14 protein-coding genes and 2 pseudogenes are annotated in these 14,624 nt (G+C 53.7%); 11 read left to right on the top strand and 5 right to left on the bottom strand.

Translation table 11 applies throughout. The features are described 5' to 3' along the window. Positions 1 to 173: 173 nt before the first annotated feature. From HV237_RS24720 to HV237_RS24710, 3 genes are all read left to right on the top strand, one after another. A complete protein-coding gene (locus HV237_RS24720) occupies positions 174 to 1,652 on the top strand; it encodes a SulP family inorganic anion transporter (protein ID WP_022652309.1) in 1,479 nt (492 codons plus the stop codon). A 17-nt stretch (positions 1,653 to 1,669) separates the two neighbouring features. Beyond that, a complete protein-coding gene (locus tag HV237_RS24715; protein WP_032430841.1) occupies positions 1,670 to 2,497 on the top strand; it encodes a universal stress protein in 828 nt (275 codons plus the stop codon). 81 nt (positions 2,498 to 2,578) lie between these two features. Further along, positions 2,579 to 2,782, top strand: a complete 204-nt coding sequence (locus HV237_RS24710; protein ID WP_021314636.1) for a hypothetical protein — start codon at positions 2,579 to 2,581, stop codon at positions 2,780 to 2,782. A 277-nt stretch (positions 2,783 to 3,059) separates the two neighbouring features. Here HV237_RS24710 and HV237_RS24705 read toward each other — a convergent pair whose 3' ends face one another. Together HV237_RS24705 and HV237_RS26280 are read right to left on the bottom strand one after the other, a co-directional pair. Further along, positions 3,060 to 3,290 carry a thioredoxin family protein gene (locus HV237_RS24705; protein ID WP_021314637.1) on the bottom strand — a complete coding sequence of 77 codons (231 nt, stop codon included), beginning with the start codon at positions 3,288 to 3,290 and terminating at the stop codon, positions 3,060 to 3,062. Between the two features lie 13 nt (positions 3,291 to 3,303). Continuing rightward, positions 3,304 to 3,414 (bottom strand): annotated as a pseudogene (locus HV237_RS26280) (permease); the annotation flags it as partial. Between the two features lie 463 nt (positions 3,415 to 3,877). On the opposite strand from HV237_RS26280, the gene tnpB reads away from it, so the two are divergent. Together tnpB and HV237_RS24690 are read left to right on the top strand one after the other, a co-directional pair. Next, complete coding sequence (tnpB, locus tag HV237_RS24695; protein WP_000609174.1) at positions 3,878 to 4,225, top strand: IS66 family insertion sequence element accessory protein TnpB; 348 nt, start codon at positions 3,878 to 3,880, stop codon at positions 4,223 to 4,225. A gap of 49 nt (positions 4,226 to 4,274) precedes the next feature. After that, positions 4,275 to 5,810 (top strand): IS66 family transposase, encoded by a 1,536-nt coding sequence (locus HV237_RS24690; protein WP_001000409.1) that lies wholly within the window; start codon positions 4,275 to 4,277, stop codon positions 5,808 to 5,810. 40 nt (positions 5,811 to 5,850) lie between these two features. On the opposite strand, the pseudogene HV237_RS24685 reads toward HV237_RS24690, so the two are convergent. From HV237_RS24685 to HV237_RS24675, 3 genes and pseudogenes are all read right to left on the bottom strand, one after another. Next, positions 5,851 to 6,750: pseudogene (locus HV237_RS24685) on the bottom strand (permease); the annotation flags it as partial. Between the two features lie 156 nt (positions 6,751 to 6,906). Then, positions 6,907 to 7,449 (bottom strand): sigma-70 family RNA polymerase sigma factor, encoded by a 543-nt coding sequence (locus HV237_RS24680; RefSeq protein ID WP_022652305.1) that lies wholly within the window; start codon positions 7,447 to 7,449, stop codon positions 6,907 to 6,909. A 557-nt stretch (positions 7,450 to 8,006) separates the two neighbouring features. Continuing rightward, positions 8,007 to 8,960: an IS110 family transposase gene (locus HV237_RS24675; protein ID WP_181541868.1), complete on the bottom strand. Its 954-nt coding sequence runs from the start codon at positions 8,958 to 8,960 to the stop codon at positions 8,007 to 8,009. Positions 8,961 to 9,147: 187 nt separating this feature from the next. Between HV237_RS24675 and HV237_RS24670 the strand changes: the two genes are divergently transcribed. From HV237_RS24670 to HV237_RS24645, 6 genes are all read left to right on the top strand, one after another. Beyond that, complete coding sequence (locus HV237_RS24670) at positions 9,148 to 9,756, top strand: TetR/AcrR family transcriptional regulator (protein ID WP_004393990.1); 609 nt, start codon at positions 9,148 to 9,150, stop codon at positions 9,754 to 9,756. Then, positions 9,753 to 10,904 carry an efflux RND transporter periplasmic adaptor subunit gene (locus HV237_RS24665; protein ID WP_022652304.1) on the top strand — a complete coding sequence of 384 codons (1,152 nt, stop codon included), beginning with the start codon at positions 9,753 to 9,755 and terminating at the stop codon, positions 10,902 to 10,904. The genes HV237_RS24670 and HV237_RS24665 overlap by 4 nt, the downstream gene beginning before the upstream one ends. Continuing rightward, complete coding sequence (locus HV237_RS24660; RefSeq protein ID WP_022652303.1) at positions 10,901 to 12,106, top strand: ABC transporter permease; 1,206 nt, start codon at positions 10,901 to 10,903, stop codon at positions 12,104 to 12,106. Before HV237_RS24665 ends, HV237_RS24660 begins: the two co-directional genes overlap by 4 nt. A gap of 1 nt (position 12,107) precedes the next feature. Continuing rightward, positions 12,108 to 12,818: an ABC transporter ATP-binding protein gene (locus HV237_RS24655; RefSeq protein WP_022652302.1), complete on the top strand. Its 711-nt coding sequence runs from the start codon at positions 12,108 to 12,110 to the stop codon at positions 12,816 to 12,818. A gap of 28 nt (positions 12,819 to 12,846) precedes the next feature. Then, positions 12,847 to 13,374 carry a hypothetical protein gene (locus tag HV237_RS24650; RefSeq protein ID WP_044258217.1) on the top strand — a complete coding sequence of 176 codons (528 nt, stop codon included), beginning with the start codon at positions 12,847 to 12,849 and terminating at the stop codon, positions 13,372 to 13,374. Positions 13,375 to 13,438: 64 nt separating this feature from the next. Next, complete coding sequence (locus tag HV237_RS24645; RefSeq protein ID WP_181541868.1) at positions 13,439 to 14,392, top strand: IS110 family transposase; 954 nt, start codon at positions 13,439 to 13,441, stop codon at positions 14,390 to 14,392. Positions 14,393 to 14,624: the final 232 nt, after the last annotated feature.

Below are 14,624 nucleotides of genomic sequence, written 5' to 3'. Positions count from 1 at the left end.
CAAGGATTTATCTGCTGATCATGCGCATTACGCCACCCTGAGTTTTCCCTTCCTCCGCCGTACTGAGCGAGCCTCAGAACGCACGTAATAACATCCCGTCTGCGGATGTGTTTTATCGTATTTGAAACTTATGTCCTCCGGGGCTAACTACATCTAAAAACTGAGAAATTACTATGTTGCTGTCCTCGACGCGTAAGGACTGGCTGGGTAACGTCCGTGGTGACGTGCTGGCTGGTATTGTTGTCGCGCTCGCACTCATTCCAGAAGCGATCGCCTTTTCCATTATTGCCGGTGTTGACCCTCAGGTGGGGCTTTACTCCGCTTTCTGTATCCCGCTGATTATGGCCTTCTTTGGTGGTCGCCCGGCGATGATATCTTCATCAACGGGGGCAATGGCGCTCCTGATGGTGACCCTGGTGAAGGATCATGGACTACAGTACTTACTGGCTGCCTCCGTACTGACCGGCGTATTCCAGCTGATAGCCGGTTATCTTAAACTCGGCGGTCTCATGCGCTACGTCTCACGCTCCGTGGTGACCGGATTCGTTAATGCACTCGCGATCCTGATTTTCATGGCGCAGTTACCTGAGCTCACCAATGTGACCTGGCATGTTTATGCTATGACGGCAGTAGGGCTCGCCATTATCTACCTCTTCCCGTATCTGAATAAAACAATCCCCTCACCCCTTGTCTGTATCGTGGTGCTTACGGCGATTGCCATATGGCTGCATGTGGACGTGCGTACGGTCGGGGATATGGGCAAACTGCCTGACAGTCTGCCGGTCTTCCTGGTGCCGGATATCCCGCTGAATCTTGATACGCTCCTGATTATTCTCCCTTACTCCGCAGGCCTCGCCATTGTAGGGTTACTGGAATCAATGATGACAGCCACGATTGTGGACGATATGACGGATACCCCCAGTGATAAAAACAGGGAATGCAAGGCTCAGGGCATCGCTAATATCTGCACCTCATTTGTCGGGGGAATGGCGGGCTGTGCAATGATTGGTCAGTCTGTTATCAACGTGAAATCCGGCGGTCGGGGCCGTCTGTCCACCCTCACTGCCGGTGTGGTCCTGATGTGTATGGTAGTCTTTCTGAGGGACCTGGTCTCGCAAATCCCTATGGCCGCGCTTGTCGCCGTAATGATCATGGTTTCGATTGGTACCTTTTCATGGCGTTCAGTTACCGACCTTAAAAGCCATCCCATTTCTACCAGCGTGGTGATGCTGGCAACAGTGGTGGTGGTGGTGGCCACTCATAATCTGGCATTCGGGGTACTGACCGGTGTGCTTATCGCTTCCCTGAATTTTGCCACTAAAGTGGCGCGTTTTCTGGCTGTCTCTTCAGAACTCAGGGAAGAGTCCCGGCTCTATAAGGTCACCGGGCAGGTGTTCTTTGCCTCCGCCGACCGCTTTATGGCGTATTTTGATTTTCGCGAAGCTGCAGAGAAAGTTGTCATTGATGTTACGCATGCCCATTTCTGGGATATCACGTCGGTCAGCGCACTGGATAAGGTGGTTATTAAATTCCGCAGAGAAGGAACAGACGTTGAGATCCGCGGGATGAACGAAGCAACCCGTACTATCGTTGATCGCTTTGGTGTTCACGATAAACCCGAAGAAATCGAAAAACTGATGGGAGGTCATTAATGTCAGGAATTAATGCTATGGACAACACCGTTATTGCCTGCGTGGATGGATCGTCATCAACACGCGCCGTGTGTGAGTATGCAGCCTGGATTGCCGGGAAGCTTGACGTTCCTCTTGCCCTGCTGCATGTGCTTGAAAAAAATGAACAACCGGCAGTTTCTGACCTTACGGGGACTATCGGTATTGACAGCCGGGAGCAACTGACGCAGGACCTTGTCCGAATAGAAGGGGAGCGTAACCGCCTGCTGATGACTCAGGGACGCGCCATTCTTGCCGGATGCGCGGAACTGCTCAGCCAGATCGGTATCCCGGATGTTCAGCAACTTCAGAAACATGGCGCACTGGATATCATCCTGGCTGACCTGAAGGGTATTCGTATGATGGTGCTCGGTCGCCGGGGAGCACAGAACCCGGTTGGCAGCAATCTGGAGAGCATTATCCGCCTGCAGAAAAAGCCGGTAATGATTGTACCTGAAACTTTTTCTGTACCTTCAAGAGTCATGTTTGCGTTTGATGGCAGTGAGGAAAGCCGGAGAAACCTGCGTCGACTGACGCTCAGCCCTCTGCTGCAGAGCCTGGAATGTCATATCGTAATGGTTAACGGCGATGCTCATACCCTCGAAGAGGCAAAGCGTAGTCTGCAGTGCGCTGGCATCAGTGCGATATCCCGGTTAGCTGAAGGACGCTCGGTAACGGAGGCGCTTTGTCGTTACGCCGCAGACAACGGCGTGGATTTGATTGTCATGGGGGCATATGGGCACTCTTCCCTGCGACGTTTTTTCATCGGCAGTAACACAACTGCGATGCTCGAACAGACCAGAGTCCCGCTGTTAATGCTCAGATAAGTCGGAACCCGGAGGAAACTCCGGGAAAACTTAATTCCAGACTGGCATTAAAACCCTGAGTCGGGAAGAAAAGGCGACATTATGAAGAAAATCCTTATGATTGATGAAGTTCTTGCGCTTGCCCGGCTTAGCCAGGTTGCATTTGATAAACCCATAAAATATATGGATGACACGGATGCTGAACTCATCGCTCGTTTTAAAAAAACCATCACACCAGAACTTATTGAGCAGATGTGTCTCAGAATACTTGAGCTTGAAGCGAAGTTTCAGACTTTAAACGAATAAGCGTCAGGAATATGATAACTAAAGGCTGAACAGGGACTGCAGTAAGACGGCCAGCTGTCAGAGAGCAAAAAACGGACCTGAACTGACTGTGATAAGTGAGATATCAGAGTGTAAACTTTACCTGCTGTGGCGGAGCTCCGCGACAGAGATGAAGGTATACCTTCATCTCTGGGTCTGAACTTTTCATTAAAAAAGGGGCTGCCGGAAGTCCTCTACAGAGATCAGAGCTTGATATTTCAGGCAATGAACGAACAGGAATTATTTCCCTGCCTGCAGGTCAGAGCCAGCTTTCGATAATGTCTCTTGATGGTATTCCTCCGGTATGTACAACGATGTTATCAACGACAACCGCCGGGGTCGCCATCACTTTGTGTTTCATTATTTCAGACAGTGACTCCACTTTTTCAAGCTGAATAGCGACGCCTCTCTCATCAGCCACCTGCTGGATAAGGCGGATGGTTGTTTTACAACCGGAACAGCCTGTACCCAGTACTTTTACATGCTTCATTTTATAATCCTCTTCAGGGAATTAACGGGAATACAACGTTAAAAATCCAGCCAACCAGTGTGAAAGAGGTCAACAACAGCAACAGCAGGGTGCACAGTAATTGCCACTTCATCACCTGTTTGAGGTAAGCGTCGTCTGAGTACCGTCTGGTCCCGAATCCAGGATCCTGTAACTTAAGCACCCACTTATTTTGCAGGTGGACACCTCATGCGCGCTAAAGAAAGACTTCCCCGGAAACACTATTCCCCTGAATTCAAAATGGAACTGGTCAGGCTGGCTCTTGAAGAAGAAGGCAGTATTGCCGCACTGGCCCGGAAACATGACGTCAATGATAACCTGCTCTTTAAATGGATAAGGCTCTGGCAGCGTGAAGGGCGGGTCTGTCGGCCCCGAAAAAACTCATCGTCGCTTCCTGCCCTGATACCCGTGCAGCTTCAGGCGGGCTCTTCTCTCCCAACCTTCGAACTACCATCCTGCTCTCCTCCCGCTACCTGCCACATAAAATGTCGGGGAGGAGAAATAACACTGACTCATCCCTCTGCTGAACTCATGAGCACTGTCCTGCGCGAACTGATGCGGGGGCCGGTATGATAAATCTTCCCGCAGGCACAAAAATCTGGCTGGTTGCCGGTATCACCGATATGCGCAACGGCTTCAATGGCCTCGCCGCAAAGGTGCAGACCGCGCTGAAAGATGACCCGATGTCCGGCCACGTCTTCATCTTCCGGGGACGCAGCGGCAGTCAGGTAAAACTGCTCTGGTCCACCGGCGATGGTCTGTGCCTGCTGACAAAGCGACTGGAACGTGGTCGCTTCGCCTGGCCCTCAGCCCGCGATGGCAAAGTGTTCCTGACGCCGGCGCAACTGGCGATGCTGATGGAAGGTATCGACTGGCGACAGCCAAAGCGGTTACTGACATCCCTGACCATGTTGTAGCGCTCTTTATCCTGGTTGTCGCAGAATAAGCCTGGTAAAATACAGGCTTATGAACGATACCTCTTCTGACGACATCCTTCTGCTGAAACAGCGCCTGGCCGAACAGGAAGCGTTGATCCACGCCCTGCAGGAAAAGCTGAGCAACCGGGAACGCGAAATAGACCATCTGCAGGCGCAACTGGATAAGCTGCGCCGGATGAACTTCGGCAGTCGTTCCGAAAAGGTATCCCGCCGTATCGCGCAAATGGAAGCTGACCTGAACCTGCTGCAGCAGGAAAGCGATACGCTGACCGGCCGGGTGGATGACCCGGCAGTGCAGCGCCCGCTGCGTCAGACCCGCACCCGCAAACCGTTCCCTGAGTCACTCCCACGGGATGAGAAGCGGCTGCTGCCGACTGAGCCGTGTTGCCCGGAGTGCGGTGGTTCGCTGAGTTACCTGGGTGAGGATGCCGCCGAACAGCTGGAGCTGATGCGCAGCGCCTTCCGGGTTATCCGGACAGTCCGTGAAAAGCATGCCTGCCGTCGGTGCGATCGCATCGTTCAGGCCCCGGCTCCTTCGCGCCCCATCGAACGGGGGATCGCCGGACCGGGGCTGCTGGCCCGAGTGCTGACCTCAAAGTATGCAGAGCACACACCGCTGTATCGCCAGTCGGAGATCTATGCCCGCCAGGGTGTAGTGTTGAGTCGTTCTGTACTGTCGGGCTGGGTGGATGCGTGTTGTCGTCTGCTGGCACCGCTGGATGAAGCCCTTCAGCACTATGTCCTGACCGACGGCAAACTCCATGCTGACGATACGCCTGTCCCGGTGCTGTTGCCGGGCAATAAGAAGACGAAGACCGGGCGCTTATGGACGTACGTTCGAGACGACCGCAACGCCGGATCAGCGCTGGCCCCCGCAGTGTGGTTCGCTTACAGCCCGGACAGAAAAGGTATCCACCCTCAGACCCATCTTGCAGGCTTCAGTGGCGTACTGCAGGCTGATGCCTACGCCGGGTTCAACGAGCTCTACCGCGACGGCCATATAAAGGAAGCCGCGTGCTGGGCCCATGCCCGCCGAAAAATCCACGATGTTCACGTCCGTACCCCGTCAGTCCTGACGGAGGAGGCGCTGAAACGGATCGGCGAGCTGTATGCCATCGAGTCGGAGATCAGAGGTAAAAGAGCAGAGGAACGGCAGGCAGTCCGGCACCAAAAAGTGCTGCCGCTGCTGGCGTCACTGGAGGGGTGGCTGCGGGAGAAACAGAAAACCCTCTCAAGGCACTCAGAACTGGCGAAGGCGTTCGGGTATGCGCTGAACCAGTGGCCGGCGCTGATCCGCTATGCAGAAGATGGCTGGGTGGAGGTGGATAATAACATTGCCGAAAACGCCCTACGACGGGTCAGTCTGGGGAGAAAAAACTGGCTGTTCTTCGGCTCGGATCATGGTGGTGAGCGCGGTGCGTCACTGTACAGTCTTATCGGGACGTGCAAATTAAACGGCGTGGATCCGGAACGCTATCTGCATTATGTACTTGATGTCATCGCCGACTGGCCTGTGAACCGGGTGGGTGCTCTGCTCCCGTGGCGGGTTACTCTGCCTGCCTGACCAGCTTCACTTCGTCAATACGGTTCTCACTGCACGCTTACTGTTTGAGCAGAATGAACTCAGGAAAGCTGGCAGCCACAGTGCTCATGCAAAAAGCCAGAGTTGTCCCCACTGGCAGGCCGTTCGTGATCAGACTCTCCATCACAGGGATCACACCGGTAGCATTGGAATAGAGAGGTATGCCAACCAGCACAGCTACAGGGACAGTCCACCACTGACCGGCACCGAGATGCGACGCGATCCATCCGTCGGGCACAAATCCATGCAATGCCGCACCAAGTCCTACTCCGAGAATGACCCAGAGCCAGACACGCTTAAAAATGGTGAGAGTTTCCTCTTTAGCAAAGGCATGTCGCTTTGAGAGAGGCATATGCGGTGCCATGGTAGATTGTCGGATCTCATCAGTTTGATGTTGCTGCCCGTCTCTGAGGGCATCGGCGGCAAAATCGGCTAACCAGCGTTCGGCCTTAATCCGATCAAGAAAAGCACCGCCAGCCATACCAACAGCCATTCCGACAGCAATATAAATGAGCGTGAACTTCCATCCGAGCAGGCTGACCAGAAGCAGGACGGCGACTTCATTGATAAGGGGGGATGTGATGAGAAAGGCCATGGTAATCCCGAGGGGGATACCAGCCGAAGTAAACCCCAGAAATACCGGGATACTTGAGCAGGAACAGAACGGAGTAACGGCGCCAAAGCAGGAGCCCAGTAAATACCCCATTCCACGGTGCTTACCTGCAAGATAGTTTCTTACCCTCTCAATATCCAGCGAGGCCCGTAGTATGGCCACAAAGTAGATCATGACCAGCAAGAGAACGAAAATTTTGCTCACGTCTTCGACAAAAAAGTGGATCGCCTCCCCGAGTTTGGTTGCAGGACTCAGACTAAGGCATTCATAGACCAGATAGGTGGCAAAATCAGTGAAAATCTGGAACATAACGGACAGGCCTCACGACGGTTGTTTTTCGGGAAGACGCTGTTTGACAGAAAAGGATGCAGTTTTTTTCGATTTATTTCATTTGCTGAGAAATGTTATTGAACAGGATTTCACTGCAATAGCTTATCGGTAACCCCAGAAGGGGAAACAGATTCTTCACTTGGGAGTGAAACAACATACCCGACCATACTCATCCAGTCTGATCTGGCAATTGCTGGAAAGTTTCCTATGCAGCCTATCCCTCGCCCGGGATAAACGCGATTTGGTTGCCGCAAGTGTCAGACCATTTCGGTCTGCAAAATCAGCCTGTTTCATCCCCTCAAGATCACAGAGCGTAAGGATAATCCGATCAGACTCTGCCATTTTATCCAGGATGCGGGGCAGACAACCAGCCAGTGAGTCGACAGTTTCAGGCGTATTATCCGGCAATGATAAATCATCGTGGAGAGGCATAAATGGACGCTGCTGGCGGCTTTTATCAATAAGCAGATGCCGGGCAACCTCAAACAGCCAGGCTCTGGCATTCACGATGGCACAGAATTTCCCATGTTGTCGTATTGCCCGGAGAAAGGTTTCCTGTATCAGATCATCAGCATCAGCCTCATTACCCACTTGTCTGAGTAACCAGCAAAGAAGTTCGTGTTCATGCTTCTTCCACGCCTTCATAAGGCAAGGCGGCGTGCCGTTCAGTTGCTCCATTTATGACTCTCTCGTTAAATACACCGCATAGCGGGAGGATATTGGTTCTGATGCTGTCGGGGATGGGGTCCGGGAACTGTCGGTGCCATGATGATGTGATGGACTGATAGCATCCGATCAGTTATCCACCTTTCGGAAACCTCTTCCTGCAACAGGGTATGCTGTCTTGTGTTCAGTATCATGCAGTAAACCGTCATGCGCAATACCATCAATTTCCGCGCATTCGGTTCCGGATAAAACGTCAAAAAAGCGGTCCGGAATCTGCCTGATAAGCCAGCTAGGGGACGTCTCAGAAAACGGAATCTATGGTCACTCCCGTTTTTGCAACACCGATTTTGACGACAAGTTGGCTTGCTTGAATCTATCCGGCGTCTGAATGGGATTTTATTCCCGCGCCTTGATGAGTTCCGCGCCTGATGAACCTCCAGAAAATATACGGCTTCAATGAGCCTTTCCGTTTTACAGGTTCCTCAACAGGCCGGTGGGCCGTTAGTATCATCAATATCAGTATTCGCAAAACCAGATCAGTAATTCTTTAAACCGGTGTATTTCTGCCGTTATGCTACATAAGTTTGCTGTCGTGCCGTTAGGGCCCAGGCTATTCTGGCCAGCTTGTTTGCCAGAGCACAAGTGACGACAAAGTTGCTTTTCCGGCACAGTAAATCCCTGACCCAATCGGCCAATTTGCCAGACTGGTGTTCCAGTTTTTGTATGAATACCCTGGCACATTGAACCAACAAAGTTCGGATCTTTTTATTACCTCGCTTACTAATTCCCAGCAATGTCGTCCTACCTCCCGTGCTGTACTGCCTCCCGTCGCCAATCTCAGTTGAAATAGTACTCGCTGTCAGTGTTCCGACGCAGGGAATGCTCAGCAAGCGCTGTCCAACCTCATCTTCGTCCAACTTTCGTTTCAACTGGGATTCCAAATCTTTAATCTGCTCAACAAGATAGTGATAATGCTGTTGTAATTTCAGCAATAACTGGCTGAGGTAAAGAGGCAAACTATTATCCTCAAGAATGGTACTCAGTCGGCTAATAACGGCAGCTCCTCGGGGAACGCTAATGCCAAATTCCAGCAGAAAAGCATGCATTTGATTGGTTGTTTTTACCTTATCCTGAACCAGGGATTCACGGACACGATGCAGAGCCCGCATTGCCTGCTGAGATTCCGTTCTGGGCTGCACAAAACGCATAGACGGACGCGATGCAGCTTCACAAATAGCTTCGGCGTCGACAAAGTCGTTTTTATTGCTTTTAACGAACGGGCGGACAAATTGTGGTGATATCAGCTTTGGGGAATGCCCCAACTCTTCCAACCTGCGTGCCATAAAGTGAGAACCGCCACAGGCTTCCATTGCGATGGTTGTAGCGGGGCATGTCGCCAAAAATTCGATCAACTTTGGCCGGGTAAATTTTTTACGGTAAACAGCCTTCCCGCGACGATCCTGGCAATGAATATGGAAAGAGTTTTTACCCAGATCGATACCAATGAGCGCAATGTTTTCCATGATAGTTCTCCGAATGAAAGCCTGTCCTCAGCATAGTACCGGGAAGGAGGGAGTGACCATCTCATTAAATAAAGCACGTTAAGCCCATTGCAGACTCTAGATATTGACGAGTACGTCGGGTTTTCTCTTGTTTGAGTTGCCTCTTGTGGTAAGATAGTAATCAATTACTATCTTACAAGGAGTGCTCGTGGACACCCATCCAAAGCATCTGCCGGCCGATGAACGTCGTGCCGTAACTGTCGAGTCCGTCGTGGCGCTTGCCGGTTCACAAAACCCAAGCGAGATAACCACTGCGGCTATCGCTAAACACATGAACTTGACCCAGGGTGCGCTGTTTCGGCACTTCCCGAACAAGGAAGCCATTTGGCAGGCGGTCATGGAGTGGGTAGCAGAGCGCCTATTAGCCAGAATCGATCGATCCGCACAAGGAATCGAGTCGCCCTTGGCAGCCATGGAGGCGATGTTCATGAGTCATATCGAATTCGTAGCTGAGCACCCAGGCGTGCCAAGAATGATGTTTGGTGAGCTTCAGCGTGCCGAATCGACACCGGCCAAGCGCATGGTGCAAACCTTGATTCAGCGCTACGGCGAACGTTTGCATCGTCTCATCGAGAAAGGCAAGGCCAGCGGCGAGTTGTCTCCCTCGCTTGACAACGAGGCGGCGGCAACGCTGTTCATTGGCACGATCCAGGGCTTGGTCATGCAATCGCTGTTGGCGGGTGATGTGGGACGTATGCACCGCGATGCGCCGCGCGTCTTTGCAATTTATCGGCGTGGCATAAGGAGTGCGCAATGAAAAAGTTACCCTTGCAAGGCCGCACCCTGGCACTGCTTGCCGTCATCATTCCTTTGCTGGTGCTTTTTATTTATGTCGGTCTGCGATCAGGGCCGCTCGCCCCGGTCGCTGTGACGGTGGCAAGCGTGGAATCACAGGCTATCACACCGGCGCTGTTCGGCATCGGCACGGTGGAGGCGCGCTACACCTACAAGATCGGACCGACGTTTGCCGGGCGCGTCAAACGCCTGGAGGTGCATGTAGGCGACCAGGTCAAGGCCGGACAGGTGCTCGGCGAGATGGAGCCGGTCGACCTTGATGATCGGGTGCGCTCACAGGAGTCTGTATTCAAGCGGGCGGAAGCGGCTTTGCGCGAGGCAGAAGCCCGGCAAGCCTACGCGCAAACCCAGGCGCGCCGCTATGAGCAATTGTTTGCGGTGCGCTCGACCAGCGAGGAAATCGTCACCACCAAGCGGCAGGAACTGCAGATCGCCGATGCCGCCCTATCCGCCGCTCGGGAAGATATTGCCCGGGCACGCTCCGACCGCGAAGCACTCGTCGCGCAGCGGAGCAATCTGCGCCTGATCGCGCCGGTCGACGGTGTAGTCGCCGTGCGCGATGCCGATCCCGGCACGACCATCGTCGCGGGCCAGGCCGTGGTGGAAGTGATCGACCCCAAGAGTTTGTGGATCAATGTGCGCTTCGACCAGATCAGCGCATCGGGGCTGGCTGGGGGGCTGCCGGCTCATATCGTCCTGCGTTCGCGTGGTGGCCAGACCTTGAAAGGTCGCGTGCTGCGGGTGGAACCCAAGGCCGACGCGGTAACCGAGGAAACGCTTGCCAAGGTGACATTCGATAACAAACCAGAACCTTTGCCACCAGTGGGTGAACTGGCCGAAGTCACGGTTGACTTGCCGGCGCTTCCGGCCGCTCCACTGATCCCCAACGCTGCCGTCCAGCGTGAAGGCGATAAAGTTGGTGTCTGGCAAATCGTGGATGGTGATCTGCATTTCTCCCCGGTCAAGCTCGGCACTTCCGACCTCAATGGTTACGTGCAGGTGCGCGAAGGGCTCAAGAATGGGGACCAGGTTGTGACCTATAGCGAAAAGGCACTGACGGCGCGCAGCCGCATCCATGTGGTCGAGCATATCCCGGGAGTTTCACGATGATCAGCCTGGCCGGCCGCGACATTCTCCATGCCTGGGGGAAATTCGTCTTCACCGGCATCGGTCTGGGTCTGCTGATCGGCGTCACCCTAGTCATGGCTGGGGTGTACCGAGGCATGGTGGACGACGGCAAGGCGTTGCTCGACAACAGTGGCGCTGACCTTTGGGTGGTGCAAAAGGATACTCTGGGTCCTTATGCGGAGTCGTCCAGCCTCAACGATGACGTGTATCGCGCCATTCTCGCCATGCCGGGAGTCTCACAGGCAGCGAACGCGACCTACCTGACCATGCAGGTACGCAAGGGCGAGAGTGATGTACGCACCATGGTGGTCGGCATCGCGCCCGGTGCGTTGGGGGCTACACCCGGATGGCCTCCTTATCTCGTCGCTGGACGCCAGATCACGCGCGGTCACTACGAGGCTGTGGCCGACATCGCCACCGGCTTCAAACTGGGAGATCGTCTTGCCATTCGCCGCAATCATTACACCGTCGTGGGGCTGACACGGCGCATGGTGTCGTCCAGCGGCGACCCGATGGTATTCATTCCGCTCAAAGATGCCCAGGAGGCCCAGTTCCTCAAGGACAACGATGCCATCTGGCAAAGCCGGCGTCGCACCGAAGCCAACCCGGTCTTCAATCGACCCGGTGATCCAGGTTTGCTGGATGCCGTGATTGCTTCACAGAGCAGCAACGCGTTCGTCAATGCCGTGCTGGTCACTCTGAAACCTGGTCATGCGCCGGACGAGGTTGCCGAATCCATCCAGCGCTGGAAGCGTTTGACGGTCTACACCCGGGCACAGATGGAAGACATCCTCGTCGGCAAGCTGATCGCCACCTCGGCCAAGCAGATCGGCATGTTCCTTGTGATTCTGGCCATCGTTAGCGCGGCCATCGTTGCCTTCATCATCTATTCGCTGACGATGGACAAAATCCGTGAGATCGCGGTGTTGAAGCTCATCGGCACACGCAACCGAACCATCGCCGCGATGATCATGCAGCAGGCGCTCGCCCTGGGCGTGATTGGCTTCGTGGTCGGCAAGATCACAGCCACCTTTTCAGCACCGGCTTTTCCAAAATATGTCCTGCTCACGCCAATGGATTCTGTCGCCGGTTTTTTTGCCGTGCTCGTGATCTGCGTTCTAGCTAGCCTCGTCGCCATTCGCATAGCACTCAAGGTTGATCCGGCCGAAGCCATTGGAGGTTGAGATGAGTAGCAAAGGGATACACATCGAAAGTTTAAGCAAGCGGTATGGCGATGGTGACACCGCTGTCTTTGCCTTGAGAGACGTGAATATGCATGTTGCGCCTGGTGAAGTGGTGGGACTGATCGGCCCTTCCGGGTCCGGCAAGAGCACGCTGCTCAAGTGTCTGGGTGCGGTGATCGAACCGACCGCCGGTCGCATGACGCTGGGCGATGAAGTGATCTACGCCGATGGCTGGAAAGTCCGCGACCTGCGCGCCTTACGGCGTGACAAGATCGGTTTCGTTTTCCAGGCGCCGTACCTGATTCCGTTTCTCGATGTCACCGACAACGTGGCGCTGCTGCCGATGCTTGCAGGCGTCGCGAATGGAGAGTCGCGCGCGAAGGCACTGGAATTGCTCACAGCGCTTGATGTGCAACACCGAGCTCGCGCAATGCCCTCGCAACTCTCCGGTGGCGAGCAGCAACGGGTCGCCATCGCGCGCGGACTGGTCAATCGTCCGCCGGTGATCCTGGCCGATGAACCCACTGCGCCGCTGGATTCCGAGCGCGCCATGGCTGTAATCCGCATCCTCAACGACATGGCCCGGAAGTTCGAGACCGCCATCATCGTCGTCACCCATGACGAAAAGATCATCCCCACATTCAAGCGCATCTACCACATCCGCGACGGCGTGACCCATGAGGAAGCTGGCGAAGGGCGGGAGTTCGAATGAGAGAACGATTGAATTACAGGAGAATTTCATGACCCACCGCAAACACAGCCACGCATTTGGAACTATCACCCTGACCGTTACGGCCTGCCTGCTTTTATGGGGTTTTCAGTTGCCAGCTTGGGCTGGTGACGCTACCCAGGTTGAGCCACTGGCGCTACGCAAGATCATGCAGGAACTCGGGCGCAACATGCAGGCTATTACCGGTGCGATTTCGCAGGAGGAATGGGTTCAGGTCGTTCAGCTCGCCCCAAAAGTTGCTGCACACCCCGAGCCACCGCTTACTGAAAAAATGCGCATCCTTGCTTACCTCGGCGCTGATGCGACCAAGTTCAGAAACTTTGACGCGCAGACTCACGAGGCGGCGCTGGCCATGAAGCTGGCTGCTGCGAGCAGCGACGGCAAGGCGGTGATCCAATCATTCGCCCTATCTGTCCCCGCTGGGGTGGGAGCATATCAACCTGACCGGCGATTACCTATGGCGCAGCAGTGCCAAGGTCGGTGCGGGGAAGTTCAGGCCATTGCGACCGCTGCCACCGGCTTAGCGTGCTTTATTTAATGAGATGGTCACTCCCTCCTTCCCGGTACTATGCTGAGGACAGGCTTTCATTCGGAGAACTATCATGGAAAACATTGCGCTCATTGGTATCGATCTGGGTAAAAACTCTTTCCATATTCATTGCCAGGATCGTCGCGGGAAGGCTGTTTACCGTAAAAAATTTACCCGGCCAAAGTTGATCGAATTTTTGGCGACATGCCCCGCTACAACCATCGCAATGGAAGCCTGTGGCGGTTCTCACTTTATGGCACGCAGGTTGGAAGAGTTGGGGCATTCCCCAAAGCTGATATCACCACAATTTGTCCGCCCGTTCGTTAAAAGCAATAAAAACGACTTTGTCGACGCCGAAGCTATTTGTGAAGCTGCATCGCGTCCGTCTATGCGTTTTGTGCAGCCCAGAACGGAATCTCAGCAGGCAATGCGGGCTCTGCATCGTGTCCGTGAATCCCTGGTTCAGGATAAGGTAAAAACAACCAATCAAATGCATGCTTTTCTGCTGGAATTTGGCATTAGCGTTCCCCGAGGAGCTGCCGTTATTAGCCGACTGAGTACCATTCTTGAGGATAATAGTTTGCCTCTTTACCTCAGCCAGTTATTGCTGAAATTACAACAGCATTATCACTATCTTGTTGAGCAGATTAAAGATTTGGAATCCCAGTTGAAACGAAAGTTGGACGAAGATGAGGTTGGACAGCGCTTGCTGAGCATTCCCTGCGTCGGAACACTGACAGCGAGTACTATTTCAACTGAGATTGGCGACGGGAGGCAGTACAGCACGGGAGGTAGGACGACATTGCTGGGAATTAGTAAGCGAGGTAATAAAAAGATCCGAACTTTGTTGGTTCAATGTGCCAGGGTATTCATACAAAAACTGGAACACCAGTCTGGCAAATTGGCCGATTGGGTCAGGGATTTACTGTGCCGGAAAAGCAACTTTGTCGTCACTTGTGCTCTGGCAAACAAGCTGGCCAGAATAGCCTGGGCCCTAACGGCACGACAGCAAACTTATGTAGCATAACGGCAGAAATACACCGGTTTAAAGAATTACTGATCTGGTTTTGCGAATACTGATATTGATGATACTAACGGCCCACCGGCCTGTTGAGGAACCTGTAAAACGGAAAGGCTCATTGAAGCCGTATATTTTCTGGAGGTTCATCAGGCGCGGAACTCATCAAGGCGCGGGAATAAAATCCCATTCAGACGCCGGATAGATTCAAGCAAGCCAACTTGTCGTCAAAATCGGTGTT

It is taken from the genome of Citrobacter sp. RHBSTW-00570, from assembly GCF_013739755.1.
GTDB lineage: Bacteria > Pseudomonadota > Gammaproteobacteria > Enterobacterales > Enterobacteriaceae > Citrobacter > Citrobacter braakii.
This window is presented reverse-complemented; position numbering and strand designations above follow the sequence as displayed.